We start from the raw sequence: 25,997 nt of genomic DNA on the forward strand, positions 1-25,997 counted from the left end.
GCCATGGCCGACCTTGACCGCTACCGCGCCAAGCGCGACTTCGCCGCCACCCCCGAGCCCTCCGGCACCAGGAAGCGCAAGGGCAAGGGAGAGGCCGCGCGGCCGGAAGGCTCGTTCGTCATCCAGAAACATGCGGCGCGGCGGCTGCACTATGATTTCCGGCTGGAGATGGACGGCGTGCTGAAGAGCTGGGCCGTCACCCGCGGCCCCAGCCTCGTGCCCGGCGAGAAGCGCCTCGCCGTGCATGTGGAGGACCATCCCCTCGACTACGGCGGCTTCGAGGGCACCATCCCCAAGGGCCAGTATGGCGGCGGCAACGTCATCATCTGGGATCGCGGCACCTGGACCCCCATCGGCGACCCGCACAAGGCCTATGCCAAGGGCCACATGGAATTCACCCTCGACGGCGAAAAGCTCCACGGCCGCTGGCATCTGGTGCGCATGGCGCCCCGCAAGGGAGAGACGAAGGAGAACTGGCTGCTCATCAAGGCGGAGGATGAATTCGCCCGGCCGGACGGCGCGCCGGACATATTGGAGGAAGAGCCTCTTTCGGTGGTCTCCGGCCGCGACGTGGAGGCCCTTTCGGCCGATGACCCGCCGCCAAAGAAGCGGGCCGCGAAGTCCGGGATGAGTGCGAAGAAGGCCGCGCTAAAAACCCCCGCGGCGAAGTCCCCCGCCCCGCCCGCCGACGATCCCCCGCCCGACGGTGCGAAGGGCACCAGCGGCACCCCCCTCACCCTGCCCAAGGGGGCGAAGGCCGCCCCCCTGCCCGCCTTCGTGCCTCCCGCCCTGGCCACGTTGGCGACGAAGGCGCCGGCCGGCACACGTTACCTCCACGAGATCAAGTTCGACGGCTATCGCATCCAGGCTCGGGTCGAAAACGGCAAGGTGCGGCTGCTGACGCGCACCGGACTCGACTGGACTGACAGGTTCGGCACCGGCATCCCTGCCGAACTCCACCGATTCCCCATTCGAACCGCGCTTTTCGACGGTGAAATCGTCGTGGAATCCGGCAATGGCGCGAGCGATTTCTCCGCCCTTCAGGCCGATCTGTCGGAGGGGCGGAGCGACCGCTTCGTCTATTACCTCTTCGATCTTCTCCACCTCGACGGCCACGACCTGACGCCCCTTCCCCTCAAGGATCGCAAGGACTTGCTGGAAAAACTGGTGGGACAGGACGGGGACAAGGTGCGCTACAGCGCCCATTTCGAGGACGACGGCGCCCTCGTCCTCTCCCACGCCTGCCGCCTGAGCCTGGAAGGGGTGGTCTCCAAGCTCAAGAACGCCCCCTACCACAGCGGCCGGACGCGCGACTGGATCAAGTCCAAGTGCCTGGAACGACAGGAGTTTGTGGTGGGCGGCTTCGTCCCCTCCACCACCTCGCGCACCGCCATCGGCTCGCTGGCGCTTGGGGTGTTCGAGGACGGCAAGCTGCGCTACGTGGGGCGGGTCGGAACCGGCTTCACCCAGCGGGTCGCGGCCGATCTTCATAAGCTCTTAGCCTCTGAAAAGACTGAAGTTTCACCCTTTTCCGACAAGCTCACCGCCGAGGAGACGCGGGGCGTCACCTTCGTCGAGCCGCTGCATGTGGCGGAGGTGGAGTTCGGCGCCTGGACCGGTGACGGCCACCTGCGCCACGCCGCCTTCCGCGGCCTCCGCGATGACAAGCCGGCGAGCGAGATCGTGCGGGAAAGTCCTTCTCAAACAAAGGCATCCGATCCAGACACGCCGAAGCGCCGGGTGCGCCTTACCCACCCGGACCGGGTCTACTGGCCGGATGTCGGCCTCACCAAGGAGGGACTGGCGGACTATTATGCGCAGGTCTGGCGCCATATGGCTCCCTTCGTCACCGGACGCCCGCTGGCGCTGGTGCGCTGCCCGGAAGGCATTGACGGTCAACGCTTTTTCCAGAAGCACCCGTGGAAGGGACTGGACAGGAACATCCTTCAGGTCCCCGACCCCAAGGCGAAGGACGAAGCCCCCTACCTCGCCATCCGCGACCTCGACGGCCTGACCGCCCTGGTCCAGGGCGCGGCCCTGGAAATGCACCCTTTCGGCGCCACGCTGGCGGACTGGGAGCGGCCCGATCTCCTCACCATGGATCTCGATCCGGGCGACGACGTGCCGTGGCAGGACGTGATTTCCGCCGCCGAGGAGGTGAGGCAAAGACTTGAGAAAAAAGGGCTTTCTGCTTTCGTGAAAACCTCCGGCGGCAAGGGCCTGCACGTCTGCGCACCGCTCTCGCCCAATGCGGACTGGCCCCGGCTGAAGGCCTTCACGAAGCAGATGGCGGAGGAGATGGCAGGGGACAGCCCAGAGCGTTTCGTCGCCACCATCACCAAGTCCAAGCGCAAGGGCCGGATTCTTATCGATTATTTGCGCAATCAGCGCGGTGCGACAGCGGTGGCGCCTTATTCCACACGGGCTCGGCCGGGGGCGCCGGTGTCCATGCCGTTGGCCTGGGATGAGCTGGGCGAGGCCATCGGCCCGCAGCATTTCAACGTGGGCAATGCCTTGGCAAGGCTGATGAATCTCGGCCACGACCCGTGGGGAGACTTCCGCGCCGCAGCGGTGCCGCTGCCGGGCGCGTGAGGCGGGCGCGCCCTATTTGCGCTTGCCCTTCTCCGCCGAAAGGCTCCGGCGCAGCGCATCCATGATGCTCACCACATTGCCCCCCGGCGGCTCCTCCGCCGCGGCCTTGGCCGCCTTCTTCGCCGGGCGCTTCTTGCGCTTGGAAGCTATGAGATCGATGAGCCCTTCCTGCACCGGATCGTGCACCATCTCGGGCTCAAACGCTTGGGTTCGCTCGGAAATCAGCTTCTTGACCAGACCCAGCGCCGCCTTGTCCGGCGCCTCCTCCGCTTCCGGCGCACCATCGAAATGGCGCACCTCGTCGCCGTAACGCAGGGTCCACAGAATGAGCCCGCGCCCGCGCGGCTCCAGCATGACGCCCCGCTCGCGGCGATACATGACAAGGCGCGAGAGCGCCGCCGTCTTCGTCTCCTCCATGGCGGAGCGGATCACCGCGAAGGCTTCCGCTCCCACCTCGTCGTCGGGCACGAGATAGTGCGGCTTGTCCAGATAGACCCAGCCGATGCTGTCCCGCGCGACGAAGCTCTCGATGTCGATCGTGCGGGTCGTCTCCAGCGCAACGTCGTCGAGTTCTTCATCCTCGACAAGGACATAGCTGTCGTCGCCGGTCTGGTAGCCGCGAGCCTCGTCCTCCTCGGAGACCGGCTTGCCGGAGACCTCGTCCACATAGCGGGAGACGATGCGGTTGCCTGTCGCCCGGTTCAGGGTGTGGAAGCGCACCTTCTCCCGCTCGGAGGTGGCCGGTGTCATGGCCACCCGGCAGGTCACGAGGGAGAGCTTCAGATAGCCCTTCCAGAAGGCACGCGGCGCCATGGCCGCCTCACCGCTCAGTCATTGGAGGCATGGGAAGGCTTGCCCTTCTGCTTGGTGGCGGCAAGGTCATGAAGCTCCTTCTCGCTCATGGAGTCCACCATCTCGCGGGAGGCGCCCTTGAGCGAGGATTTCTTGCGCTCGCCCCGTTTGGCGGAGAGGGCGGCACCCGCCGCCATCTGCTGGGCCTTTGATTTTGCTGGCATAAATAGCCTCCGTCAGTAGGAGCGTCGGCCTTTCAGGATTTCCAGCTCCGCCCGCTCCCAGTATTCCCGGTCGCGGCCCTGCGGGCAGCCGTCCTCCCGCCAGAGCGCATGGGCACGCCAGCGGATGCGGTCGCGTTCAGTGTCGGAGAGGCCCTGCAACGCGTTGGCCGCATGAGCGGGATCGGTGCCGATGGATGCGGGGTTAGTGGCGTGGGGCATTTTGGTTCCTCCGCGCAAGTTGAAGGGCGCGCCTCGCCCCCCTCGGCTGAAACCCCGGCCGCGCCCAATGGTTCCCGCCGGCCGAGAGGACGGCTAGAACAGGGCAAATCAGAACGAGGAGACGACCATGGCGCGCTTTCCCGGCACCGGCGAGATCGAAGCGGATGCAGATGCCCTGCTGGCGCGCCTCGGCATCCCGGACGACCGCCTCAAGGGCGGGCGCGAGGCGGTGACGCCGCTGACCGGGGAAGTCATCGCCCGCATCGCGGAGATGGACGCCCCAGCGGTTCAGGAAGCCATCGGCCGCGCCCATTCCGCCTTCCTCGACTGGCGCATGGTGCCCGCGCCGCGGCGTGGCGAACTGGTGCGCCTGTTCGGCGAGGAACTGCGGGCGGCGAAAGCCGATCTTGCCGCGCTGGTGACGCTGGAGGCCGGCAAGATCACCTCCGAGGGCCTCGGCGAAGTGCAGGAGATGATCGACATCTGCGATTTCGCCGTCGGCCTCTCCCGCCAGCTCCACGGCCTCACCATCGCCACCGAGCGGCCGGACCACAGGATGATGGAGACGTGGCACCCCATGGGAGTGGTCGGCGTCATCTCCGCCTTCAACTTTCCGGTCGCGGTGTGGGCGTGGAATGCCGCGCTGGCCCTCGTGTGCGGCAATTCCGTCGTGTGGAAGCCGTCTGAGAAGACGCCGCTCACCGCCCTCGCCGTGGACGCCATCTTCGCCCGTGCCGCCGCCCGCTTCGGCGGCGTCCCGGAAGGGCTTTCGACGCTGGTGCTGGGCGGCCGCGCCGCCGGCGAGGCACTGGTGGACGATGCGCGGGTGCCGGTCATCTCCGCCACCGGCTCCACCGCCATGGGCCGCCATGTGGGGCCACGCGTGGCGCAGCGCTTCGGGCGGTCGATCCTGGAGCTGGGCGGCAACAATGCCGCCATCGTCTGCCCCTCGGCCGACCTCGATCTGACACTGCGCGCCGTCGCGTTCTCCGCCATGGGCACGGCCGGCCAGCGTTGCACCACCCTGCGCCGGCTGATGGTGCACGAGAGCGTCTACGACGCGCTGCTGCCCCGCCTGAAGGCCGCCTATGCCTCCGTGAGCGTCGGCGATCCGCGCGAGGAGGGCACGCTGGTGGGTCCGCTCATCGATGCCGGCGCGTTCGAGGCCATGCAGGTGGCGCTGGAGGCGGCGCGCGCCGCCGGCGGCACCGTGATTGGCGGCGAGCGGCTCGGAGCCGAGTTCGCCCTCGATGCCTACTATGTCCGTCCGGCGCTGGTGGAGATGCCCGCCCAGACGGACAGTGTGGCGGCAGAGACCTTCGCGCCCATCCTCTACGTGCTGCGCTATTCGGACATCGCCGACGCCATCCGCCTCAACAACGAGGTCCCGCAGGGGCTCGCCTCCGCCATCTTCACCACCGACCTGCGCGAGGCGGAGCGGTTCCTCTCGGCGGCAGGCTCGGATTGCGGCATCGCCAATGTGAACATCGGCCCCTCCGGCGCCGAGATCGGTGGCGCGTTTGGCGGCGAGAAGGAGACCGGCGGCGGGCGCGAGGCGGGCTCCGACAGCTGGAAGGCCTACATGCGCCGCGCCACCAACACCATCAATTACGGCGACCGCCTGCCGCTGGCCCAAGGCGTGACCTTCGACGTGGGATGACCGGAGCGATTGGGGCTCGACACGACGGCAGGACTGCGCTTCAAACGATTTAACGGAGATACCTCATGAGCCTTCCGAGCCCCCTTCCCTTCATCGCCAAGGCCCCGGTGGTGCCGGTCGTGGTCATCGAACGCCTGGAAGACGCCGTTCCCCTCGCCCGCGCGCTGGTGGAAGGCGGCCTGCCGCTGATCGAGGTGACGCTGCGCACCCCGGTGGCGATGGAAGCCCTGCGTCTGATCGCGGCCGAGGTGGAAGGCGCCATTGCCGGCGCCGGAACCGTCACCAGCCGCGCGCAGATCGAGGCGACCATCAAGGCCGGCGCCACCTTCCTCGTCAGCCCCGGCACCACGCCGGAGCTCGCCGCCGCCTTCACCGAGGCACCGATTCCGATCATGGCCGGCTGCGCCACGACGTCCGAGGCCATGCGGCTCGCAGAATTGGGCTTCGAAGTGCTGAAGTTCTTCCCGGCGGAGGCCTCAGGCGGCGCGAGCTTCCTGAAGTCCATCGCCGGCCCCCTGCCCCACCTGCGCTTCTGCCCTACCGGTGGCATCGGCCCGGCGAACGCGGGCGATTATCTGGCCCTGCCCAACGTGGTGGCGGTGGGCGGCTCCTGGGTGGTGCCGACCGACGCCATCCGCGCCGGCAATTTCGCCAAGGTGCGGGAACTTGCGACGGCGGCTTCCCAGCTCAAGCGGGCGGCCAAGTTCGGCTGAGGGGAGGCGCCTTTTCATAAGCAAAAGCCCGGCACTTGGCCGGGCTTTTTCATTTGTTGGGGCTCAGTTCGCCTTGGCTCAGCCGACGTTCTTGCCTTCTCCCTCCGCGAGGAAGTGCTCCAGCCAGTGGATGTCGTACTGGCCCTCGGCGACGTCGCGGGTGCGCACCAGCGTACGGAACAGCGGCAGGGTGGTGTCGATGCCATCCACCACGAACTCGTCCAGCGCACGGCGCAGGCGGCGCAGGCACTCGTCCCGCGTCTTGCCGTGAACGATAAGCTTGCCCACGAGACTGTCATAGGTGGGGGGAATGACGTAGCCCTGATAGGCGTTGGAATCGACGCGGATGCCGAGGCCGCCGGGCACGTGATAGTGCGTGATCTTGCCGGGCGACGGGCGGAAGGTGGTCGGGTGCTCCGCATTCACGCGGCACTCGATGGCATGGCCCTCGATCACCACGTCCTTCTGGGTCAGTGTCAGCGGCTCGCCCGCCGCCACGCGGATCTGCTCGTTGATCAGATCGATGCCGGTGACCATTTCCGTCACCGGATGCTCCACCTGGATGCGAGTGTTCATCTCGATGAAGTAGAAGTTCCCGTTCTCGTACAGGAACTCGATGGTACCGACGCCGATATAGCCGAGCTTGCGCATGGCCGCGGCGCAGGTCTCGCCGATCTCGGCCCGCTGGGCCGCGGTGATGACCGGAGACGGCGCTTCTTCCCACACCTTCTGGTGGCGGCGCTGGAGCGAGCAGTCGCGCTCGCCGAGATGGATGGCGTGGCCCTTGCCGTCGCCCAGCACCTGCACCTCGATGTGACGCGGGGTGGAGAGATACTTTTCCAGGTAGACGGCATCGTCGCCAAAGGCCGCCTTGGCCTCCGTGCGGGCCGTGGAGAGGGCCTGCGACAGGTCGTCGGCGGTCATCGCCACCTTCATGCCGCGCCCGCCGCCGCCGGCAGCCGCCTTCACCAGAACCGGGAAGCCGATCTCGGCCGCGACGCGGTGGGCTTCCTCGTCCGAATGGATGCCGCCATCGGAGCCGGGCACCACGGGGATGCCGAGGGCCTGGGCCGTCTTCTTGGCCTCGATCTTGTCGCCCATGATGCGGATGTGCTCCGCCTTGGGGCCGATGAAGTGGATGTTGTGATCGGCAAGGATCTCGGCGAAGCGGGCGTTCTCGGCGAGGAAGCCGTAGCCCGGATGCACCGCATCCGCCCCGGTGATCTCGCAGGCGGCGAGCAGCGAGGGGATGTTGAGATAGCTCTCGCGGGCCGGCGGCGGGCCGATGCACACGCTCTCATCCGCGAGGCGCACATGCATGGCGTCGGCGTCGGCGGTGGAGTGCACCGCCACCGTCGCGATGCCCAGCTCCTTGCAGGCGCGCAGGATGCGCAGCGCGATCTCGCCGCGGTTGGCGATGAGGATTTTTCTGAACATCAGCGGTGCGTACCTTTTGGGTGCCTGCCTCGTGGGTGCCTGCCGGTGTGTGCGTGCCTCGCGGGCGCGCTCATTCGATGATGAGCAGGGGCTCGCCGTATTCCACCGGCTGCGCGTTGCCCACGAGGATGCGCGTGACGGTACCGGACCGCGGCGCGGGAATGGCGTTCATGGTCTTCATCGCCTCGACGATGAGCACGGTCTGCCCCTCGCGCACGCTGGTGCCCACCTCGATGAATGGGGGGGCACCGGGCTCGGCGGCGAGATAGGCGGTGCCCACCATGGGGGAGGCAACGACGCCCGGATGCTTGGAGAGGTCCGCCGGGGCCTCGGCCGCGACAGCCGGGGCAACCGCCGCGACGGGCGCGCCAGCCGGATAGGGCGCCGCGTAGGGTGCACCCTGGGCGATGGTAACCGAGGCGGGCGCGCGCACCACGCGGATGCGCAGGCCCTCGTGCTCCACCTCGATCTCGGTCAGGTCGCTGCCCGAGAGGAGATCGGCGATCTCCTTGACGATGGCGGTGTCGATGGGAGGGTTGGAGGGCTTCATGATGTTCCTGGCTCTGGCTGGCCGTCGGGCCGCGCGAGGGCGTTGGGGGATCTAAGGGGTCTGCGGCAGGCCGGCGATGGCGCGCAGGCCCAGCACATAGCTCTGCGGTCCGAAGCCGCAGATCACTCCGCGGACGACGGGCGACAGGTAGGAATGGTGGCGGAAGTCTTCCCGCGCGAACACGTTGGACAGATGGACCTCAATGGTCGGCACCCCCACCGCGGACACCGCGTCGCGCAGCGCGACGGAGGTGTGGGTGTAGGCAGCGGCATTGAGGACAATCCCCCGCGCTCCACGGGCCGCCTGGATGAAATCCACCAGCGCGCCTTCCGAATTGGTCTGGCGGAAGACGATGTCGAAGCCCAGCGCCTCGCCCTCGGCCCGGCACAGCGCCTCGACATCGGCAAGCGTCGCCGCGCCATAGATGCCGGGCTCGCGAGTTCCGAGCAGGTTGAGGTTGGGCCCGTTCAGGACGTGGACAGTGTCTGTCATCCGTGCGTGATCTGCCACCGGCCTCCTGTCGGCCGGGTCGCAGCCTTATAGGGGTGCGCGCGCCCGATGGAAAGAGTGCCCGCGGGACGGTCTGCCATGTGAAGGCTAGACCGAGTCCGCAGGCATTGGGCGGGTTGCCCCTCTTATTTCGCCGCCGGCTGCTTGCTGCGGACGTTGGCGATGGCGGCCTTCAGCTTGTCGAAGCCGACGGCACCGATCACCACCTGATCACCGATCACATAGGACGGCGTGCCGTTCAGCGACAACGCCTCGGCGATCTTCATGCTCTCGTCGAGGGTCGCGTTCAGCTCGGGCGAGGTGGCCTGCTTCTGGATCAGCGCGGGGTCGATGCCGACCTCCTTGGCCGCCGCCAGCGCCTTGGCGCGATCGGCCTGGCCACGGCCGCCGAGCAGGGCCTGATGGAAGGCCATGTACTTCTCGGGGGCAACCATGCGCACGGCCACGGCCACCTGCGCCGCCTCCACCGAGCCCTGGCCGAGGACCGGGAATTCCTTCAGCACCACGCGCAGCTTCGGATCCTGCTTGATGAGGTCCTGAAGGTCCGACAGCGCCTTTTTGCAATAGCCGCAATTGTAGTCGAAGAACTCGACCAGCGTGACGTCACCCTGCGGGTTGCCGGCGACGATGCCGCGCGGGCTGGACAGGAGGAGCGGCTTCAGTTCGGCGACCGCCTTGCTGCGCTGGGTCGCATCGGCCACCATCTGCCGGCTTTCCAGCACGGAAATGGCTTCCTGGAGGACTTCCGGATTCTGGATCAGATACTCGCGGATGATGCCGCCGAGTTCCTTCTTCTCCTCGTCCGTGAAGGCCGCGGCCGGGGTGGCGGCGAGGAAGAAGGCCGGTACGGCAGCCAACGCCAGCGCGGAGAGGCGGGCGGCGAGGTGCCGGAAGCCGGTGCGGGCCAGGCCCGTGGGGGAGAACATGCGGGGCTCCTTGGGTGAAAAGCTGTCTTTGGGCATCAGCGCTGGTTTGCGGCAGATGCGGGCGGTTTGAAATTCACGAGATCGTCGGCCTTGAGCCAGCCGGGCGCCCCCTGCGGAAACTTCGTCCGGGCGCGGGCCGCGAGTTCCCGGCCGAGCTTGAAGTCACCGGACGCGAAATAGGACTGCGCCGAGGCCAGGTCTGCATTGGCAATGTCACCGGTGCGGCCGTAGGCGAGCGCGAGGGAACGCCAAGCCGAGGGCGAATTGGGATCGCGCTGCGTCGCCTGGATCAGCTCCCGGATCGCCTCCTGGGTGTTCGCCTGATTGCCCGACTGTACGAGCGCCTGCCCCAGCATCGCCCGGATGAGCGGAGCGCCGTTGGTTATCTGCACGGCCTTGCGCAGCGGACCGACCGCATCGCCCGCCCGTCCCGCCTCCAGCAGCGCCTGGCCTTTCAGCTCCTGGAAATAGGGATTCGAGGGCTCCTTGGCGATCAGCGCATCGATCTGACGGATGGACGAATCGACGTTGCCAAAACGGTAGGCCGAGATGGCGCGCGCATACTGCGCTGCCATGGAGGTATCTGACGGCGGGTAGCGCCGCACCACGGCCTCCGGCCGCTCCATGAAACCGATGAGCTTCGCCCGCATCATGTCGTGGCGCGCCTGCAGGGCCGGCGGGTCCTTGACGTTGTAGTAGGGGCTGGACTTGGCGAGCTGTTCCAGCGCGCCGATACGCTCGCGCGCCATCGGGTGGCTCAGGACGTAGGGATCGATCCGCTGGCTGATGAAGAGCTGGTCGTTCTGGAAGCGCTCGAACGTCTCCAGCATGCCCTTGGACGACTGACCGGTGGCATTGAGATACTTCACCGCCGACCGGTCGGCGGCCGCCTCCTCGCCGCGCTGGTAGGAGAGCAGCGAGCGGCGGATCATCTCCTGCGGTGCTGATATCGCGGCCGCGCCCACATTGCCCACGTCCCGGCCGTTCATGCCGCTCGCCGCGCCGGCCGCGACACCGCCCGCCGCCAGAAGCATGGCGACGATGGCCATGGTCTGGGCGCCCGCCAGCTGCTCGCGCATGCGGGCGAGGTGGCCGCCGGCGATATGGCCGGTCTCGTGGGCGAGCACGCCGATGATCTGGTTGGGCGTCACCGAATCGACGAGCGCGCCCGTGTTCACGAAAATGCGCCGGCCGTCCGCCACGAAGGCATTGAAGGCGCGGCTGGAGATGAGCACCACCTCCACATTCTGCTGAGCGAGGCCTGCGGCCTTCAGGATCGGACGGGTGTAGTCCTTCAGCAGGGCCTCGATCTCGGTGTCCTGGATGGTCTGGGGCGCCGAGCGGGGCGCCTGCTCCTGCGCCTGGGCAGCGCCCATCCATGTCGCCTGGAACGGCAGAGCGGTCGCGGCGGCGAGGCAAAGCATGCGTCCGGCGGCACGAAGCCCGTACCGGGCACGCTTTCCAGTTCCGATCCGCATATCCGCTCGGGTTCGATCCATTCCGTCAACCACCACGCAAGCCGCCATTCACGCAGGGACCACAGCAATATCCGCCTTGGCTCGCTCCGGGGCACAGGCTACGAGACTGCCGGACACTGGCTTTGGCAGATGCCAAGGTCAATCCGCAGGCCTTCACGTTGGGGCGAACCCGCCTCAGGGACAGGCAGAATAAGGCGGCAGCACGGCAACGCGGGCATCTGCGCGGCGCACGCCGCACGAGCGCAACGGAAATTCGACTATGCGGAACAGTCTCCCTCTTCTCTCCCGGCGCAGCGCCGTCGAGCCCTTCATCGTCATGGACGTGATGGAGCACGCCGCCCGGATCGAGGCGCAGGGCGGGCATGTGATCCATCTGGAGGTGGGCCAGCCGGCGGCCCCCGCCCCGCTCGTGGCCCGGCAGGCGGCGGCGACGGCGCTTGCGGCCGGACAGGTGGGCTATACCGCCGCCCTCGGCATCCCTGCCCTTCGGGCGCGCATCGCCCGCCATTACGCGGAGCAGCACGGCGTCTTGGTCGATCCGGAGCGGATCGTCGTGACCAATGGGTCGTCGGGCGGCTTCATCCTTGCCTTCCTCGCGCTGTTCGAGCCGGGGGATCGCGTCGCCATCGCCGCACCGGGCTACCCGCCCTATCGTCACGTCCTGTCCGCGCTCGGCTGCGAACCGGTGCTGATCGAGACCCGCGCCGAGGACCGCCACGCCCTCACCCCCGAGCGCCTCCTGGAGGCGCATCGCGCTGCGCCGCTCAAGGGCGTTCTGGTGGCGAGCCCCGCCAATCCCACCGGCACCATGATGGACCGGGCTGCCCTGACGGCGCTCCATGCCTGCGCCCGCGACCTCGGCCTCGCCTTCGTCTCCGACGAGATCTACCACGGCCTCGACTATGCCTTCCCGGCCGTGAGCGCGGTGGAGATCGGCGAGGACGTCACCGTCATCAACTCCTTCTCCAAATACTTCTGCATGACCGGCTGGCGCGTCGGCTGGATGGTGGTGCCGCCCGGCGTCTCGCGCACCATGGAACGGCTGCAGCAGAACTTCTCCATTTCCGTGCCGACCCTGTCGCAGATCGCCGCCGACGCCGCCTTCGAGGGGCGCGCGGAGATGGATCAGGTGAAGGCGACCTATGTGGAGAACCGCCGCATCCTCACCGAGGGGCTGCCCGCTGCCGGTCTCGGTCGCTTCCTGCCGGCGGACGGCGCCTTCTACCTCTATGCCGACGTCTCCGACTTCACCGACGATTCGGCGGCCTTTGCCCGCAGCCTGCTCGATGCCGCCCATGTGGCGGCGACGCCCGGCGTGGATTTCGACCCGTTCCACGGCCGCCAGTTCCTGCGCTTCTCCTATGCCGGCTCGGGGGCGGACATGGCGGAAGCGGTGCGGCGCATCGGCGACTTCCTCAAGCGGGGGTGACGTCGCCGACCCGTTTGCGCGCCGCGCGTGTCAATGGGTCGCGGTTGGCCCGGGGAGACCGCCGGCACGCCGCCGCGCCACACGGCCGCTCGATTTGCTGGTAGGATGACCCGTCATGAGCCGGCCGAACGACCAGATCGTCGAGATCACGCCCGATGTGCTGCTGAAGGCCTATGCCTGCGGCATCTTCCCGATGGCCGAGAGCGCCGATGATCCCGGCCTCTACTGGATCGAGCCCGAGCGGCGCGGCATCATCCCCCTCGACGCCTTCCACGTCTCCTCCCGCCTCGCCCGAACGGTGCGCGCGGACAAGTTCGAGGTGCGCGTGGACAGCGATTTCGAGGCGGTCATCGACGGCTGCGCCGAGCCGCAGGAAGGCCGCGACAAGACCTGGATCAACGATCCCATCCGCCGCCTCTATGGCGAACTGTTCGCCCGCGGGCGCTGCCACACGGTGGAAGCCTGGCGCGACGGGAAACTTGTGGGCGGCCTCTACGGGGTGCGGCTGGGCGGCGCGTTCTTCGGCGAGAGCATGTTCCACCGCGAGCGGGACGCCTCCAAGGTGGCGCTGGTGCATCTGGTGGGGCGGCTGATCGCCGGCGGCTTCCGGCTGCTCGATACGCAATTCGTCACCAGCCACCTCAAGACCTTCGGGGCGCTCGAGGTGTCGCGGCGGCACTATCACAAGCTGCTGGAGAACGCCCTCGAGGTGGAGGGCGATTTCTACTGCTGGCCCCGGGCGGTGACGGGTGAGGCCGCCTTGCAGCCGATCAGCCACACGTCATAGATGGGGTGCTCCACCGCGTGCAGGCCTGGGCTCGCGGCGAACATCCAGCCGGTGAAGATGCGCTTGGCCTGCCCCTGCAATGTCACCTCGTTCACCTCGGTGAAGGAGGTGGTGTTCTGCGTCTCGGTGGCGGGACGCGTGTAGCAGACGCGCGGCGTCACCTGCAGAGCGCCGAACTGGGCCGTCTCGCCGATGGCGATATCGAACGAGGTGATGCGTCCGGTGATCTTGTCGAGGCCGGCATAGACCGCATAGGCGTTGGCGATCTTCTGAGTCGGCGGCTGCACCACCACCACGTCGCCCTCATCCCCGGGAGGCGCGGGCTGCATGCCAGCGGGGGGCTGCTGGGCAGCGGCCGGAGGCGGCGGGGGCGCTGGACCGCGCTGGATTGCGGCGGGGGCCGCCGGTCGCTGCGCGGGCGCCGTGGGCGGGGCCACGATCACCGGAACGCTGTTGGGCACCTGGGGTAGTGGACGCTGGTTGGGAATGGTTCCGGGCGGCGGCAGCGGGGTCTGCTCGATGGTGCCGCGGCTCTGCGCCAGCGCCTGAGGCGTCGCGGCGGCGATCAGGCCGGCGGCCAGCAGCGAAACGGAGCAAAGGAAGCGCATCAGTCTGTGAACCCGTGGAATAAAGGCGGCAACGCCGGGAAGCGGGCCGGCCCTTCTCCCCTTCTGACCGCCTGAATCGGGCGGTGGCAAGGCGGCGCCCGGAGGAGCCTTCACAGAAAGGAGACCGTGCAGAAGTACCGCGGGACGCCGAGGCGCCGGCCTATTCGCCGGGCGTCCAGGCCTTGTAGTCGCCGGTGACGCGGGGACGCAGGCCACCGGCCAGCACCGAGCCCTTGGGACGGTAGGCACCGGGCGTGCCGGTCATGTTGCGGCGGTGCGGCTTCTGCCAGGAGCGGGCGGTATAGGTCTCATCCACCGGCGGCGTATCCACACGGTGGTGCATCCAGCCCCACCAGCCCGGAGGAATCGTCGAGGCTTCGGCATAGCCGGGATAGATGACCCAGCGGCGCTCGAAACCCAGCGTCGGGTCGATCTTGCCGCCCTTGGTGCGATAGTAGCGATTGCCGAACTCGTCCTCGCCCACGAGTTCGCCGAAGCGCTTCGTCCACCACATGGTGCCGACGGTCTGCTTGTTCCACCAGGTGAAGATGTAGAGCAGAAAATTCTTCACGGCCCGCGCCTCGTTCAAGTCGCGCGGAACATGCCACTCGCCCCGCCCGATGTCCACCGCCGGACAGCCACCGACCAGCTCTTTAGGGGGCGAACAGCAGCATCACATAGACGCAGAACACGATGAGGTGGATCACCCCATTGAGTGCATTGGTCTTTCCGGTGCCGAAGGAGAGCACGGAGAGGACGAAGGTGAGCAGCAGCATAGTGCGGTCCTCGTTGTCGAGGCCGAGCACCATGGGCCGTCCGATCATGACGCTGATGAACGCCATGGCGGGAATGGTCAGCGACACCGTGGCGAGCGCCGAGCCGAGGGCGATGTTGAGCGAATGCTGCAGGTGGTTGCGCCCGGCGGCGCGCACCGCGCTGATGCCTTCCGGGAGAAGTATGAGGGTCGCCACCAGCGCGCCGATCACGGCATCCGGGTCGCGCAGGGCGAAATGGGCGAGGAAGTCCTCGAAGGTCATCGCCACCCAGCTGGAGAGCGAGACCACCGCAGCAAGGCTGGCCAGCAGCATGACGATGGCGAGGATGAAGGCCGGCAGTTCCGGCAGATCCTCCGCATGCCCCTGCGGCTGGGCATCGAAATGCTCCCGGTAACGTACGGTCTGCATGTAGAGAAAGGCGGCATAGAGCGCGAGCGCGATCGCCGACATGTAGATGAGCTGGAACGGCGAGAAGATGCCGGTGGCGCCGGCGCGAGTCTCGCTGGGTAGGATGAGCAGCATCACGCCGAGCGCGATCGTCGCCGAGAGATAGCCCGAGACGCCCTGCTGCTGGATGGTCTGCTCGCGATGGCGGATGCTGCCGAGGAGCAGGCACAGCCCGACGATGCCGGCATTCACGATCATCAGCACGGAGAGCACCGATTCGCGCGCCAGCGTCGGGTTGTTCTCCCCGTTGAGCATCAGGGAGGCCATCACCGAGACCTCGATGACGGTCACCGAGAGCGTCAGGACCAGGGTGCCCCAGGGCTGGCCGAGCCGCGCCTCCACCACGTCCGCATGGCCGACGGCGGAGAAGGCCGAGCCGCACAGCAGGGCGATCGAGCCGAAGGCCAGCACTCCGGGCAGGACGCCCGATGCCGCAGGCGAAAGGCTCGGCCACAGGAAGAAGGTCAGCGCCAGCAGGATGCCCGAAGCGGGCAGGACATAGGCCGAGACGGCGGACCGCTTTCCCATCTCTCCCCTTCCTGAAGCTGGCAATGGCGTCCGGTGAGCTTGCCTTCCCTTATCCTGCCCGTCCGCCAAAAGGTATAGCCATCCTCCGTGCGCCTTTCGGTTTACAATCCCGGCGAGCGTCCGCCCTCCTTGCGCTCCGCCAGGAGGCACAGATACAGCGAGGCGAGCGTCGCGCCGGCGAGTGCCGTGATCTCCGCATGGTCATAGGGGGGCGACACCTCCACCACATCGAAACCCTTGAGGTCGAGGGCGCCGAGGCGCCTGAGGCAGGCGATCACCTCCCGCGTGGAGAGCCCGCCGCAAACCGGCGTTCCGGTGCCTGGCGCGAACGCGGGATCGAGGGCGTCGATGTCGAAGCTGAGATAGACCGGCGCATCCCCAACCCGCTCGCAGATCTGCCGCGCGAGGGCCGCAGGCCCCATCTCGCCCGCGACATTCCCGTGCACGATCTCGATGCCGTAGCTGCGGGGCGCATGGGTTCGGATGCCCACCTGAATCGAGCGGTCCACCCGGATCAGGCCGTCCTTCACGGCGCGGGTGATCATGGTGCCGTGGTCCACGCGGTCCCCGTTGTCGTCCCATGTGTCCTGATGGGCATCGAACTGCACCAGCGCCACCGGCTGCCCGAGCCGGGCCGTCAGCGCCCGCAGGATGGGGTAGGTCAGGAAATGGTCGCCGCCGAGGGTTACGAGATGGCTGCCGCGGGCGTAGTGCGCGGCAGCTTGAGCGGCGATGGCGCCAGGGATGCCCGCCGGCAGGCCGTAGTCGAACACGCAGTCGCCGCCATCCGCGACGTCCAGCGTCTCGAACGGGTCGAAGCCGAAGGGATAGAAGGGATCGCCGTCGAGGATGGAGGAGGCGGCGCGGATGGCGCGCGGCCCGAAGCGGGTGCCGGGCCGGTTCGACACCGCCACATCGAGCGGCACGCCCCACACCACCACCTCTGCTCCCCCGCCGTCGCGGGCATAGCGACGGCGCAGGAAGGACGTGACACCCGAATAGTTCGGCTCGGTGGACTGGCCGTGGCGGAAGCCCGGATCCAGCGCGCGGTCGACGGGGCGGGGAAGGGTCGGATCGGCCATATTGTCCTCGCTGGCACTTTTCGCGCACGGCACAGCGCCGCCGGCCCATGCGCGGTTGCATCATAGCGAAGGCCGGGCGCCCCGAAAGCACGGCCAAGAGACGCCTGTGCCGTATTCACCCGCCGCGGGCACTCCTCCGCAATCTGCGGAAACAAAGTCAGCCATCGGAAACAAAATTACGCCGTACAATAGTAGGACGACCGACTTGTGCGCACGTCGACTACACGCTATTGGCGCATACAACCTATTTTTCTCCCCGCGTGTGGTTCAACGCCCCCGGAGCGGCCCCAGACATGGATTTTCAGGTCCAGACTGTGCTGTCGGTCTCGGCCGTGGTGGGCCTGCTTCTGGCTGCCCTGCAACTTCTGGCGGGATGGCGCTTGCGGCAGTCCTGCGTGTTCGTGTGGTCGCTCGCCAATCTGTTCCTCACTGCCGGCTGCGTTTTCCTTGCCGCGCGCGTCGACATCGGTCTTCCGGCGAGCGCGCTGATCGGCAATGGCTGCATCCTCATCGGCATGGGGCTCATCTACAGCGGCATCCGTGTCTTCGATGAGCGCCCACCGGGGCTGGCCGCCGTCGCGGCGGTGGCGCTGCTCGGCACGGGTCTTCTCGGCCTGTCGCTGTGGAGCGGCAACAACATGGCCGACCGTGTGACCATCAGCTCCATTCTCGTCGGCTGCTGGAGTGCGATAGCCGGACGCGCCCTGCTGCAGACGCCGGGCTGCGGGCCGATCATTTCGCGTGTCGCATCCGCCATTGTCCTGATCATGGTGGCCGCCGGCTACACGATCCGGGGCGTCGGCGTGCAATTCGGGCTGCTGCCGTTGCCGGGCAATGGCGGCCCGGCGGAGGTGCTGGTCGTCATCGTCGGCCTCGGCCTCGCCATCTGCTGGACCTTCGGCAGTCTGTACATGGTGCTGGAGAAGGTCGCCTCCCTCGACGACCTCACCGGCCTGCTCAATCGCCGCGCCGCCCTCCAGCGGGGCGAGGAACTGCTGCGCTTCGCCCGTACCCGGCGCCAGCCATTCTCGCTGCTACTCGCCGACCTCGACCATTTCAAATCGGTCAACGACCGCTTCGGCCACGACGTGGGCGACCTCGCACTCAAGCGCTTTGCCAGTCTGGTGCCCCAGAGCATCCGCGCCAACGATGTCGCTGGACGGTACGGGGGCGAGGAGTTCTGCATCCTGTTGCCAGGGGCGGAAGCGAAGGGCGCCTTCGCCACCGCCGAACGGCTGCGGTTGCAGGTGGAAGAGCAGCTCCGCGACATCGCGGGCCACGACATCGGCGTCACGCTCACCGTCGGGGCGGCGACCTATCTGCCGGGAAGCAGTGGGCCGGACACCATCGCCAACCTCATCATCGCGGCCGATGGCGCGCTCTATTCCGGCAAGGCGCTGGGCCGCAACCGCACCGCCATGGCGCAGTTGCCATCGGGTGAGGTCCCGAGCGCGCCGCGGGACACGCCGGGTCACGGCGCGATCGCCGCGGAGCCCTCGCGCTAGAGGGCACTCATTCCGGCACCAGCCGGCCGCGATAGACCACGGTTGCCTCAGGCCCCTTTGTCGTATCCGGCCGGTCGGCCGGCTCACGCGTCACCACCAGCTCGGTGCCCGAAAGCCCCTTCCGGCCAAGCCGCGCGAGTTCGGGCACGCGTTCGGACAAGCCTGACGAGAAGGCGCCGATCAGCCGCGCGCCGGCGGTGGAAGAGACCAGCCACAGGCGATAGGTCTCGCCGTCCGGTGGCGCCGGAGCGAACGACCGCACATGCACGGCGCCGCTATCGGGGTCGATCCGCACCGACACCGCGGGCAGCGGCTCCGCCTGCATCACCGCAACCCAATAGCCCTCACCCGGCCAGACCCATTCGCGATAGGCCGCCACTCCACCCAGCCCCAGGCAGAGCAGCGCGAGGAGAAGGGAAATCCCGCGCCAGGGACCATGACGCACGACGACGCGCGTGGGCGCGCTCGGCTCGTCCGGCAGCGCCGACACCTCACCGGAAGCGACCTCGGTTGCCCATCCGGGCAGCGGCGCCTCCTCGGCCTTCTCCCCGGCGGCAGGATCAGCCGACGGGGGCTCGCTTGCCGGCGCGTCCTGAGGGGCGGCCTCAGGGGAAGACACCTCGGCGGCATCTGCGAGCACGGCAGGCGGCGCCTCTTCGTCCGGCTTCTGCTCCGTGGCCTCGATCACGTCCAACGCCATGGGCGCTGCGACAGGTTCAGGCACCCCTTCAGCGACGGGCGGCAGAGCGGCCTCCATGGCGGCCGGCTCCGTTTCAACCGGCGTCGGCGCAGGAACGGGGGCGACGGGCGCGGGCTCGGCCGCATCGGGGGCGCCCTCGGAAACCGCTGGAGCCGTCAGCTCAAGCACCACGGGCGGCACAGAAACGACCGCGTCCGGCTCCGCCACGGATCCGGACGCCGGTAGGCTCTCCGCCGCCGGTGCCGCTTCCATAGGCGCGCCGTCCCCGACCGGCGGGGGCGACGCCTCCGCGACGGGCTCCGGCTCTGGCGGCGGATCGGGCTCCAGGAACATGAAGGCTGGCGGCGGCGTGAGCGGCTCGGGCGACGGGCGGGGGCGGGGCGGAGGCGCGACCAGTTGCAGGGGCGCGCTCGGCTCCGGCAACCGCGCAGCCGTCGGCACAGTCCCCGACCCGGGCGACGGGGGACGGGACAACTGGGACGTCACATGAGGCAACAGGCCCGCCGACCTCGTGTCGCGGATCGGCCCGGCGGGCACCCGTGGGGTCTCCATCGATTGGTACGGCCCCATCGGACCGGCTTCGAGCGGCGGGAAGGCCCGGCGGCGGGACGGCCGCTCCGCTCCACGCGAAGGCTCGACACGCCCCGGCTCGGCGCCCCGGCCAAGGCCGAACAGCCGGCGCACCCGTTCGACTGCGCCCTCCCCCGTCCCTGCCGCCGAACGCAGCGGCCGGCCTTCCGGCATGGCCGGCCGGCGGGGCGGATCGGGCGAGGGCGACATGCCGCGCGGCAGGGTGGCCCCGCGCAGCGCCGGCGGGGCGCTCCTCAGATCCGAGGCGATAGCCCGCCAGATCTCCGGCGAGGGAATGACCGGCACGGCCAGTTCATGCAGCGGCGCAAGCCGGCGCTCCCACAGGCGGACCAGAGCGGCGAACTGCGGCTCCGCGGCGCAGCGGGCACGCACCCGGCGACGGTCCTCATTGTCGAGGGTCCCGAGCACATACTCGGCGGCAAGGATGCGGTCCGCATCAGGCTGCGCCACACGCTCGGGCAGGCGATCGGGTGAGGCCCGGCTCATGGGGTGAACCTCATGACCGCCGCCCCAGGAACTCGCCCAGCTGGTGGATGCTGCGGGCCATCCAGGCGCGGATGGCCGGCGCGGGCGCGTCGAAATAGACCGAGAGCGCCTCGTAGCTCCAGCCGTCATAGAAGGCGAGCAGCAGCATCCGGCGCCGCTCCTCGGGCAGTCGCCCGAGGCAGGTCAGGAGGCGCGTCAAAGCCGGGCTGCGGTGCGGCGAGGCGATCGGATCATGGCCGCGCTGGGCGACGTCGAACGGCTCGAAGGCGTCGCCTACCGGCCGCTGCCAGGCCATATCGAGGGCGCAGCCGCGGGCGATGGAGACCATCCAGCACACCGGGTCTTCATTCTGCCGCAGGGTATGCGCCTCGGACCGCACCCGCCGGTAGGCCTGCCGCATGGCCTCCGAGGCAAGCTCGGGCCGGCGCAGCAGGCGCAGCACGATGCCGTAGAGCTTCGGGCTGGTCAGCCGGTAAAGCTCTTCGAACGCGCGCAGGTCGCCCGCGGCAACCGCGTCGACGAGGGCATGGACCTTGCGGTGGGGAGTCACGGAACACTCGTGCTCGGGGTTTGGCCGAGCAGAAGGTACCGGAGCGGTAGACCCGAATGGAAGCCTCAAGGTTGCAGGAACCGCCCGCGGACGAGAAAAATCGTCTGCCGCACCGCAGCAAAGGCTACCTGCCTACCCCCTTGAAACTCAAGCCATACCGCGTTCAGAAGCGCACAGGCGCGGCGGGCCTGAGCGGCGGGCGGCGGGTTGCGTTGTCCACACGCGCGGAACGGTCCATCTCTCCGGCCGCCTCCACCAGCGCGAGGTCGGCTTCCGCTTCGGTGAGCGTGGCCTTGGCCTCGTCCTGCTGCACCTTAAGGTCGTCCGCGGAGCGGCGCAGATTGTCCCGGCGGTTGCGCGCGGCGAGCGCCAGCGGCGGATAGGCGAAATGGCGCGGATCGGTGATGCCGGAGCGCGCCTCCTCGGCGGCGATGTCGCGGTCGAGTTCCTGGGCCATGCGCTCGAACTCGGCGATCATCGTATCGATCTGCGCGAGGCGCCGGCGCGCATCGTCGATCTGGAACCGCTTGGCACGGATCAGGGGGTCACGCGACTTCATCGGCGTCTACTCCGGTACAAATGACGCAGCCCCTCAACGCCCGCCCGTGTGCGCCTGAGGCCTCCGGGAATGAGAATGTCCTGTGCTGGTTGCCCTTTCCTTACCTTCGGCGTCGCCATGGCAGGAAAATCGTACGGATCACGCCGTCGGCAACCAATCGTTTACCGCCTTCGTTAATGATGACGCTACGGTTCGGGTGATGCGCCGCCGCGCGCTCAGCCGGACGCCGGATCAAGGGGCTCGGGCGAGGGGTGGTCGGGCGGTTTGCGTGAGGGCTGTGGAAAAACCTTAAGTGCCTGAAACAGAGTCAGTCTTGACTCTCATGCACAAAGATTTTTGCGCAGACTCTTGTGGGCAGGAATCGAGTTCTGTTAACGATTCTACACACGTAACGCGAATCACCCCGATGGCCGAGCAACGAAAGTCGGCGCCGCCGCCTTTCGGCTAGTTGCGAGGAAAGGGATAGCCATGCGCGTCTTGCTCATCGAGGACGACAGTGCTACGGCCCGAGGCATCGAATTGATGCTGAAGACCGAGAGCTTTAACGTCTATACGACCAACCTCGGTGAGGAAGGCGTGGACCTCGGTAAGGTCTACGAGTACGACATCATTCTTCTGGACCTGAATTTGCCCGACATGTCCGGGTTCGAGGTCTTGCGCTCCCTTCGCGTGGCGAAGGTGAAGACGCCGATCCTCATCCTCTCGGGTCTCGCCAATACGGAAGACAAGGTGAAGGGCTTCGGCTTCGGTGCCGATGACTACCTGACCAAGCCCTTCCACAAGGACGAGATGGTCGCCCGCATCCACGCGATCGTGCGCCGCTCCAAGGGCCATGCCCAGTCGGTGATCCAGACCGGCGATCTCATCGTCAACCTGGATACCAAGACCGTCGAGGTGGAGGGCAACCGCGTCCACCTCACCGGCAAGGAATATCAGATGCTGGAGCTGCTCTCGCTCCGCAAGGGCACCACCCTCACCAAGGAGATGTTCCTGAACCATCTCTACGGCGGCATGGACGAGCCCGAACTCAAGATCATCGACGTGTTCATCTGCAAGCTGCGCAAGAAGCTGGCGAACGCGTCGGCCGGCAAGAACTACATCGAGACGGTCTGGGGCCGCGGCTATGTGCTGCGCGAGCCCATGCACGGTGCCGAGCGCATCGCCGTCTGACCTGACTGCCCTTTCCCTTTCCTTCTCGTCATGAGGCCCCGCTCCGGCGGGGCCTCATGCGTTTGAGGCCTCTTGCCTTTCGGGGCTTGGGCTACTTCTTCCCCGGTGCGCGGGCCTCGGCGCGGGCGAGCCAGGCCTTCATGAAGGCGATCTCCTCCTCCTGGGCCTTGATGATCCCCTCCGCGAGCTTGCGGATCTCGGGATCCTTGCCGAAGGCGAGTTCAACCTTGGCCATGGCGACCGCCCCCTCGTGGTGGGGGATCATGCCGCGCACGAAGTCCACGTCGGTATCGCCGGAATAGGCGATGTCCATGTCCTTGTGCATCTGCGCCCCGGCGGCCTTGAACGCGGCCGTGGAGGGGGTGTCGGCCGCAGTGGAGGCCGGGCCGCCCATGGCGTGGGGCATGTTCTGCATGTCGTGCATCATCGGACCGCCGGGCATGGCCGACTGGGCCGCCGCCGGGCTGACAGACAGAAAGCTGGCGACAACGACAGCAGCGAAGGTGAAGGGCACGGCCGCGCGAAAGCGCGCCGCGAAAGTGCGGGACCGCATGGGGTCTCTCCTGTTCGATGGAATGTCCGTTCCGGCACCCTCGGCCGGCGCCGTGGCCTTCAGGCCCGATATCGCGGCGGCGGGAGCTGGACTTCCGGCCCAAGGGCGGGCCGCTCGTGCGATGGGGCGAAGCCCAGACGCTGGCCGGCTCCGTCCGGCCGCGGTGCGAGGTCGAGCGCCGGCGTCACCCAGTGGCAGGTCATCAGGCAGCCGGTGCCGAAGCAACAAGACGCGCCGGACGGCACGGAGGCGCCGCCCGAATGGCCAAGGTGGGTCGTCGTGACAGGCCGCGCGGGTCGATGCGATGGGGCGTGCTGTTCGGGCGAAACGGCAGCTGCCAGGGTCGCAGCCACGGGGGCGGTCACCTCGTCAGGGCTCGCCTTGGCTGGCGCGCCCTGCGCTGCTTCGTGATGACAGGCGACATTGGCGAATACCGCACCGCTTGTCGCACCCGCCAGCCCCAGCGCGCCGCAGAGCAGCGCGACAAGCAGGAGAAGTCGAGCGGCCAAGCTCATGGAGCCACGTCCTCGGATACGATCAGGCGGCGGTCAGAGTAACCGTATCGCCGTCCTGGGTGAAGCCGATGGAAAGGCTGCAGTCACGGGCGAGAAGCCCGGCATAGAAAGGCTGGACGGAATGGGCGTCGAGCCCACCCTCGGGAAGAGTGCCCTTGGCCAGCGCCTCGATGCCCTGGGGGATGCGGGCGCTCTGGCCGGTGGAGGCGAGGGCAAAGGTCACGTCGTCCCCCTCCCCCGCCCCGGTGACGCGGATGACGCCCCCGCGCGGAACGGTGGTGCCGGCCAGCAGCACGAGGTTGAGCAGCAGCTTCACCCGGTTCTTGGGCAGCAGCACGCGCGGCAGCGTCCATTCCAGCGCCGTGCGCTGGTCCTCGATGACGCCGCGCACCACCTGCTCGGCATCGCCCGTGTCGAGCCGCGCACCGGCCGAGCCCGCCGCGCCGAAGGCGAGCCGGGTGAACTGGAGACGGGCCGAGGCCTGCCGGGCGCTCTTGGCGATGAGGTCGAGGGCGACGTCGCGCATGTCGGCGGCGTTCTCGTCCTCCAGCACCTCGAGGCCATTTACGATTGCGCCCACCGGGCTGATGACGTCGTGGCAGACCCGCGAGCACAGGAGCGCGCCGAGATCGAGCGCGGAGACTGCGAGCGGAATGCGGGGGGCGTCGGCGGACATGACGTTTCCCGGGCGGCGACGGAGACGGCGCCGGGCACCGCATGCGTCTCGAAATGGCGAATCCGTCTCGAAGGACGGCCGGCCCTGATACACCGCCGCCGGGAAGGGCCACAAGCCGCGCGACCCTCCCGCCGCATCGACACGCGGTCCGCGCCCGTCTAGAGACGGCCGAAACGAGCCCATCGAGACCCATCATGACCCAGCGCCCCCCCCGCTCCCCCGCGCCCACCGACGCCGCCATCCTCGCGGGGCTCGCCGAGGCGGCGCTTGAGGCCGGCGTCGCCATCCGGCGCATCGAGGCGGAGGGCATCGATCCCAGCCACAAGGCGGACCTCAGCCCGGTGACGGCGGCCGACCATGCGGCGGAGGCGATCATCTGCGCCGCGCTAGCCCGCATCCTGCCCGGCGTGCCGGTGGTGGCGGAAGAGGCCATGGCGCTGGGGGCGCAGGTCGATTGCGGCAACCGTTTCGTGCTGGTCGACCCGCTCGACGGCACCAAGGAATTCATCTCCGGCAACGGCGAGTACACGGTGAATATCGCTTTGGTGGAGGACGGCACGCCGGTGCTCGGCATTGTCTATGCCCCGGCGCGGGCGCTGCTGTTCGCCGGCCGGCCCGGCGCCGCCTTCCGCGCCATCCGCGCGCCGGGCGCGGCGGTGGATGCGCAGGACTGGACGCCCATCGCCTGCCGCCAGGTGCCCGAGGGGCCGATCGTGGTGGCGGCCAGCCGCTCCCACGGCGACCCCGCCACGGACGCGCTGATCGGTCGCTATGAAGTAGCCGAACGCATCTCGGCCGGTTCGGCCCTCAAGTTCGGCCTGCTCGCCGAGGGCAAGGTGGACCTTTATCCCCGCCTCGGGACCGTGATGGAGTGGGACAGCGCCGCCGGCCATGCCCTCGTCGCCGCCGCGGGCGGCAGCATCACCCGTCCGGACGGCAGCCCGCTGACCTACGGCCACGCCGAGACCGGCTACAAGGTGCACGGTTTCATCGCCTGGGGCGCCGGCGGCCCGGCCCGCGCGCGCACCGCCGATTAACGCTCCGATAACACGCAATCACCATGGTGATTATGATGCAACGGCTCGGGACAAGCGACGGCGCGCCTTTGCGCGGTCACACTGGTCGCCATAATCGAACCGATTCGTCCCGCTGTTTGCGAATTTCACCGCCCGCCCGCTGAAGCCCTCCGGCCGAAGCCCACCGCGAGAGACCCCATGCGCTTTGCTTCCGTGCGCTTCTCTTCTGTCCGCTTCCCCCGGAGCCTCCTGAAGACCGCCCGCGCACTCGCGGTCGCCATGGGCGTTGTCTCTGGGCTGCCGCTCGCCGCCGGGCTCACCCCGGCCGCCGCACAACAGGGGCCGGCGCCACAGAACTATTCAACCAACGAACTGGTGAGCAAGGGCCATTCCTTCTTCGGCAGCGTCTCCCGCGGGCTTGCGCTGTCCATCGAGAAGGCGGTCGGCCAGTGGGGCCAGCCCAACGGCTACATCCTCGGCCAGGAGGGCGCCGGCGCCTTCATCGGCGGCCTGCGCTACGGCGAGGGCGTGCTCTACACCCGCAACGCTGGCGACCTGAAGGTCTACTGGCAGGGCCCCTCGGTGGGCTGGGACTTCGGCGGCGACGGCGCCCGCACCATGATCCTCGTCTACAATCTCAAGAGCGTGGAAGACATCTTCCGCCGCTTCGGCGGCATTTCCGGTTCTGCCTATCTCGTCGCGGGATTCGGCATGACCGCGCTCGGCGCCGACGGGATCGTGGTGGTTCCGATCCGCTCGGGCGTGGGCGTGCGCCTCGGGGCCAATCTCGGCTACCTCAAGTTCACCCCCAATCCCACCTGGAACCCCTTCTGATCGCATTGGGGGCCTGACGGCGCTGGCACGCGCGCGCGGGCCATGGCATGAATGGCGCTGGCGCCCGCCTGCGACGGCGGGCGG

The 25,997-nt window shown here is 68.3% G+C and carries 27 protein-coding genes; 9 read left to right on the forward strand and 18 right to left on the reverse strand.

Going from position 1 to position 25,997, the window contains the following annotated elements:
* Positions 1-3: 3 nt before the first annotated feature.
* On the forward strand, positions 4-2,592 hold the full coding sequence (ligD, locus tag XAN126_RS0115910) for a DNA ligase D (RefSeq protein ID WP_024279580.1): 2,589 nt from the start codon (positions 4-6) through the stop codon (positions 2,590-2,592).
* A gap of 12 nt (positions 2,593-2,604) precedes the next feature.
* On the opposite strand, the gene XAN126_RS0115915 is transcribed toward ligD, so the two are convergent.
* From XAN126_RS0115915 to XAN126_RS26430, 3 genes are read right to left on the reverse strand one after another with little or no spacing between them, the layout of a single operon-like run.
* Positions 2,605-3,405 carry a Ku protein gene (locus XAN126_RS0115915; RefSeq protein WP_024279581.1) on the reverse strand — a complete coding sequence of 267 codons (801 nt, stop codon included), beginning with the start codon at positions 3,403-3,405 and terminating at the stop codon, positions 2,605-2,607.
* A gap of 14 nt (positions 3,406-3,419) precedes the next feature.
* Positions 3,420-3,608, reverse strand: a complete 189-nt coding sequence (locus tag XAN126_RS0115920) for a DUF3008 family protein (RefSeq protein ID WP_024279582.1) — start codon at positions 3,606-3,608, stop codon at positions 3,420-3,422.
* A gap of 12 nt (positions 3,609-3,620) precedes the next feature.
* A complete protein-coding gene (locus XAN126_RS26430; RefSeq protein ID WP_024279583.1) occupies positions 3,621-3,827 on the reverse strand; it encodes a DUF2934 domain-containing protein in 207 nt (68 codons plus the stop codon).
* Positions 3,828-3,954: 127 nt separating this feature from the next.
* Between XAN126_RS26430 and XAN126_RS0115930 the strand changes: the two genes are divergently transcribed.
* Positions 3,955-5,487 carry an aldehyde dehydrogenase family protein gene (locus XAN126_RS0115930; protein WP_024279584.1) on the forward strand — a complete coding sequence of 511 codons (1,533 nt, stop codon included), beginning with the start codon at positions 3,955-3,957 and terminating at the stop codon, positions 5,485-5,487.
* Between the two features lie 65 nt (positions 5,488-5,552).
* Positions 5,553-6,200, forward strand: coding sequence for a bifunctional 4-hydroxy-2-oxoglutarate aldolase/2-dehydro-3-deoxy-phosphogluconate aldolase (gene eda, locus XAN126_RS0115935; RefSeq protein ID WP_024279585.1), 648 nt, complete (start codon positions 5,553-5,555; stop codon positions 6,198-6,200).
* Positions 6,201-6,278: 78 nt separating this feature from the next.
* On the opposite strand, the gene accC is transcribed toward eda, so the two are convergent.
* The 5 genes from accC to XAN126_RS0115960 form a co-directional block, all read right to left on the reverse strand.
* Positions 6,279-7,637, reverse strand: coding sequence for an acetyl-CoA carboxylase biotin carboxylase subunit (gene accC / locus XAN126_RS0115940; protein ID WP_024279586.1), 1,359 nt, complete (start codon positions 7,635-7,637; stop codon positions 6,279-6,281).
* 70 nt (positions 7,638-7,707) lie between these two features.
* The gene (gene accB, locus XAN126_RS0115945) at positions 7,708-8,187 is read right to left on the reverse strand and encodes an acetyl-CoA carboxylase biotin carboxyl carrier protein (protein ID WP_024279587.1); all 480 of its coding nucleotides are present in this window, start codon (positions 8,185-8,187) and stop codon (positions 7,708-7,710) included.
* Between the two features lie 51 nt (positions 8,188-8,238).
* Positions 8,239-8,679 carry a type II 3-dehydroquinate dehydratase gene (gene aroQ, locus XAN126_RS0115950; protein ID WP_024279588.1) on the reverse strand — a complete coding sequence of 147 codons (441 nt, stop codon included), beginning with the start codon at positions 8,677-8,679 and terminating at the stop codon, positions 8,239-8,241.
* A 143-nt stretch (positions 8,680-8,822) separates the two neighbouring features.
* Positions 8,823-9,623, reverse strand: coding sequence for a DsbA family protein (locus tag XAN126_RS0115955; RefSeq protein ID WP_024279589.1), 801 nt, complete (start codon positions 9,621-9,623; stop codon positions 8,823-8,825).
* A 35-nt stretch (positions 9,624-9,658) separates the two neighbouring features.
* On the reverse strand, positions 9,659-10,999 hold the full coding sequence (locus XAN126_RS0115960) for a M48 family metalloprotease (protein WP_245272265.1): 1,341 nt from the start codon (positions 10,997-10,999) through the stop codon (positions 9,659-9,661).
* Positions 11,000-11,360: 361 nt separating this feature from the next.
* Here XAN126_RS0115960 and XAN126_RS0115965 point away from each other — a divergent pair, with 361 nt between their 5' ends.
* Together XAN126_RS0115965 and aat are read left to right on the forward strand one after the other, a co-directional pair.
* Positions 11,361-12,530, forward strand: a complete 1,170-nt coding sequence (locus XAN126_RS0115965) for an aminotransferase class I/II-fold pyridoxal phosphate-dependent enzyme (protein WP_029877265.1) — start codon at positions 11,361-11,363, stop codon at positions 12,528-12,530.
* Between the two features lie 115 nt (positions 12,531-12,645).
* On the forward strand, positions 12,646-13,317 hold the full coding sequence (gene aat, locus XAN126_RS0115970) for a leucyl/phenylalanyl-tRNA--protein transferase (protein WP_024279592.1): 672 nt from the start codon (positions 12,646-12,648) through the stop codon (positions 13,315-13,317).
* Here aat and XAN126_RS0115975 read toward each other — a convergent pair.
* From XAN126_RS0115975 to speB, 4 genes are all read right to left on the reverse strand, one after another.
* On the reverse strand, positions 13,254-13,925 hold the full coding sequence (locus XAN126_RS0115975; RefSeq protein ID WP_024279593.1) for a DUF2155 domain-containing protein: 672 nt from the start codon (positions 13,923-13,925) through the stop codon (positions 13,254-13,256). The two genes, aat and XAN126_RS0115975, sit on opposite strands and share 64 nt — an antisense overlap.
* A 160-nt stretch (positions 13,926-14,085) precedes the next feature.
* Positions 14,086-14,496: an NADH:ubiquinone oxidoreductase subunit NDUFA12 gene (locus XAN126_RS0115980; protein ID WP_024279594.1), complete on the reverse strand. Its 411-nt coding sequence runs from the start codon at positions 14,494-14,496 to the stop codon at positions 14,086-14,088.
* A gap of 82 nt (positions 14,497-14,578) precedes the next feature.
* Positions 14,579-15,676 (reverse strand): ionic transporter, encoded by a 1,098-nt coding sequence (locus XAN126_RS0115985; protein WP_024279595.1) that lies wholly within the window; start codon positions 15,674-15,676, stop codon positions 14,579-14,581.
* 101 nt (positions 15,677-15,777) lie between these two features.
* On the reverse strand, positions 15,778-16,758 hold the full coding sequence (gene speB / locus XAN126_RS0115990; protein ID WP_024279596.1) for an agmatinase: 981 nt from the start codon (positions 16,756-16,758) through the stop codon (positions 15,778-15,780).
* Positions 16,759-17,051: 293 nt separating this feature from the next.
* Here speB and XAN126_RS27245 point away from each other — a divergent pair, with 293 nt between their 5' ends.
* Complete coding sequence (locus tag XAN126_RS27245) at positions 17,052-18,263, forward strand: GGDEF domain-containing protein (protein WP_024279597.1); 1,212 nt, start codon at positions 17,052-17,054, stop codon at positions 18,261-18,263.
* Positions 18,264-18,270: 7 nt separating this feature from the next.
* On the opposite strand, the gene XAN126_RS28415 is transcribed toward XAN126_RS27245, so the two are convergent.
* From XAN126_RS28415 to XAN126_RS0116020, 3 genes are all read right to left on the reverse strand, one after another.
* A complete protein-coding gene (locus XAN126_RS28415; RefSeq protein ID WP_155982331.1) occupies positions 18,271-20,040 on the reverse strand; it encodes a hypothetical protein in 1,770 nt (589 codons plus the stop codon).
* Positions 20,041-20,050: 10 nt separating this feature from the next.
* The gene (locus XAN126_RS0116015) at positions 20,051-20,590 is read right to left on the reverse strand and encodes a sigma factor-like helix-turn-helix DNA-binding protein (RefSeq protein ID WP_024279600.1); all 540 of its coding nucleotides are present in this window, start codon (positions 20,588-20,590) and stop codon (positions 20,051-20,053) included.
* A 163-nt stretch (positions 20,591-20,753) separates the two neighbouring features.
* Entirely contained in the window at positions 20,754-21,149 is a 396-nt protein-coding gene (locus XAN126_RS0116020) for a flagellar export protein FliJ (protein WP_024279601.1), read from the reverse strand.
* A 468-nt stretch (positions 21,150-21,617) separates the two neighbouring features.
* Between XAN126_RS0116020 and XAN126_RS0116025 the strand changes: the two genes are divergently transcribed.
* The gene (locus tag XAN126_RS0116025; RefSeq protein WP_024279602.1) at positions 21,618-22,319 is read left to right on the forward strand and encodes a response regulator transcription factor CtrA; all 702 of its coding nucleotides are present in this window, start codon (positions 21,618-21,620) and stop codon (positions 22,317-22,319) included.
* A 91-nt stretch (positions 22,320-22,410) separates the two neighbouring features.
* Here XAN126_RS0116025 and XAN126_RS0116030 read toward each other — a convergent pair whose 3' ends face one another.
* The 3 genes from XAN126_RS0116030 to XAN126_RS0116035 form a co-directional block, all read right to left on the reverse strand.
* Positions 22,411-22,746 (reverse strand): DUF305 domain-containing protein, encoded by a 336-nt coding sequence (locus XAN126_RS0116030; RefSeq protein ID WP_245272379.1) that lies wholly within the window; start codon positions 22,744-22,746, stop codon positions 22,411-22,413.
* Positions 22,747-22,931: 185 nt separating this feature from the next.
* On the reverse strand, positions 22,932-23,387 hold the full coding sequence (locus XAN126_RS28420) for a hypothetical protein (RefSeq protein WP_155982332.1): 456 nt from the start codon (positions 23,385-23,387) through the stop codon (positions 22,932-22,934).
* Positions 23,388-23,409: 22 nt separating this feature from the next.
* Complete coding sequence (locus tag XAN126_RS0116035) at positions 23,410-24,063, reverse strand: histidine phosphotransferase family protein (RefSeq protein ID WP_029877269.1); 654 nt, start codon at positions 24,061-24,063, stop codon at positions 23,410-23,412.
* Between the two features lie 194 nt (positions 24,064-24,257).
* Here XAN126_RS0116035 and cysQ point away from each other — a divergent pair, with 194 nt between their 5' ends.
* The gene (gene cysQ / locus XAN126_RS0116040) at positions 24,258-25,100 is read left to right on the forward strand and encodes a 3'(2'),5'-bisphosphate nucleotidase CysQ (RefSeq protein WP_024279605.1); all 843 of its coding nucleotides are present in this window, start codon (positions 24,258-24,260) and stop codon (positions 25,098-25,100) included.
* Between the two features lie 258 nt (positions 25,101-25,358).
* Positions 25,359-25,913 carry a DUF1134 domain-containing protein gene (locus XAN126_RS0116045; protein WP_197024119.1) on the forward strand — a complete coding sequence of 185 codons (555 nt, stop codon included), beginning with the start codon at positions 25,359-25,361 and terminating at the stop codon, positions 25,911-25,913.
* The last annotated feature ends 84 nt before the right edge of the window (positions 25,914-25,997 follow it).

Source organism: Xanthobacter sp. 126, assembly GCF_000526175.1.
Taxonomy (GTDB): Bacteria; Pseudomonadota; Alphaproteobacteria; order Rhizobiales; family Xanthobacteraceae; genus Xanthobacter; species Xanthobacter aminoxidans.

Coding starts and splice junctions, on each gene's coding strand:
- ligD (WP_024279580.1), top strand. CDS start 4: ATGGCCGACCTTGACCGCTACCGCGCCAAGCGCGACTTCGCCGCCACC.
- XAN126_RS0115915 (WP_024279581.1), bottom strand. CDS start 3,405: ATGGCGCCGCGTGCCTTCTGGAAGGGCTATCTGAAGCTCTCCCTCGTG.
- XAN126_RS0115920 (WP_024279582.1), bottom strand. CDS start 3,608: ATGCCAGCAAAATCAAAGGCCCAGCAGATGGCGGCGGGTGCCGCCCTC.
- XAN126_RS26430 (WP_024279583.1), bottom strand. CDS start 3,827: ATGCCCCACGCCACTAACCCCGCATCCATCGGCACCGATCCCGCTCAT.
- XAN126_RS0115930 (WP_024279584.1), top strand. CDS start 3,955: ATGGCGCGCTTTCCCGGCACCGGCGAGATCGAAGCGGATGCAGATGCC.
- eda (WP_024279585.1), top strand. CDS start 5,553: ATGAGCCTTCCGAGCCCCCTTCCCTTCATCGCCAAGGCCCCGGTGGTG.
- accC (WP_024279586.1), bottom strand. CDS start 7,637: ATGTTCAGAAAAATCCTCATCGCCAACCGCGGCGAGATCGCGCTGCGC.
- accB (WP_024279587.1), bottom strand. CDS start 8,187: ATGAAGCCCTCCAACCCTCCCATCGACACCGCCATCGTCAAGGAGATC.
- aroQ (WP_024279588.1), bottom strand. CDS start 8,679: ATGACAGACACTGTCCACGTCCTGAACGGGCCCAACCTCAACCTGCTC.
- XAN126_RS0115955 (WP_024279589.1), bottom strand. CDS start 9,623: ATGTTCTCCCCCACGGGCCTGGCCCGCACCGGCTTCCGGCACCTCGCC.
- XAN126_RS0115960 (WP_245272265.1), bottom strand. CDS start 10,999: ATGGGCGCTGCCCAGGCGCAGGAGCAGGCGCCCCGCTCGGCGCCCCAG.
- XAN126_RS0115965 (WP_029877265.1), top strand. CDS start 11,361: ATGCGGAACAGTCTCCCTCTTCTCTCCCGGCGCAGCGCCGTCGAGCCC.
- aat (WP_024279592.1), top strand. CDS start 12,646: ATGAGCCGGCCGAACGACCAGATCGTCGAGATCACGCCCGATGTGCTG.
- XAN126_RS0115975 (WP_024279593.1), bottom strand. CDS start 13,925: ATGCGCTTCCTTTGCTCCGTTTCGCTGCTGGCCGCCGGCCTGATCGCC.
- XAN126_RS0115985 (WP_024279595.1), bottom strand. CDS start 15,676: ATGGGAAAGCGGTCCGCCGTCTCGGCCTATGTCCTGCCCGCTTCGGGC.
- speB (WP_024279596.1), bottom strand. CDS start 16,758: ATGGCCGATCCGACCCTTCCCCGCCCCGTCGACCGCGCGCTGGATCCG.
- XAN126_RS27245 (WP_024279597.1), top strand. CDS start 17,052: ATGGATTTTCAGGTCCAGACTGTGCTGTCGGTCTCGGCCGTGGTGGGC.
- XAN126_RS28415 (WP_155982331.1), bottom strand. CDS start 20,040: ATGAGCCGGGCCTCACCCGATCGCCTGCCCGAGCGTGTGGCGCAGCCT.
- XAN126_RS0116020 (WP_024279601.1), bottom strand. CDS start 21,149: ATGAAGTCGCGTGACCCCCTGATCCGTGCCAAGCGGTTCCAGATCGAC.
- XAN126_RS0116025 (WP_024279602.1), top strand. CDS start 21,618: ATGCGCGTCTTGCTCATCGAGGACGACAGTGCTACGGCCCGAGGCATC.
- XAN126_RS0116030 (WP_245272379.1), bottom strand. CDS start 22,746: ATGATGCACGACATGCAGAACATGCCCCACGCCATGGGCGGCCCGGCC.
- XAN126_RS28420 (WP_155982332.1), bottom strand. CDS start 23,387: ATGAGCTTGGCCGCTCGACTTCTCCTGCTTGTCGCGCTGCTCTGCGGC.
- XAN126_RS0116035 (WP_029877269.1), bottom strand. CDS start 24,063: ATGTCCGCCGACGCCCCCCGCATTCCGCTCGCAGTCTCCGCGCTCGAT.
- cysQ (WP_024279605.1), top strand. CDS start 24,258: ATGACCCAGCGCCCCCCCCGCTCCCCCGCGCCCACCGACGCCGCCATC.
- XAN126_RS0116045 (WP_197024119.1), top strand. CDS start 25,359: ATGGGCGTTGTCTCTGGGCTGCCGCTCGCCGCCGGGCTCACCCCGGCC.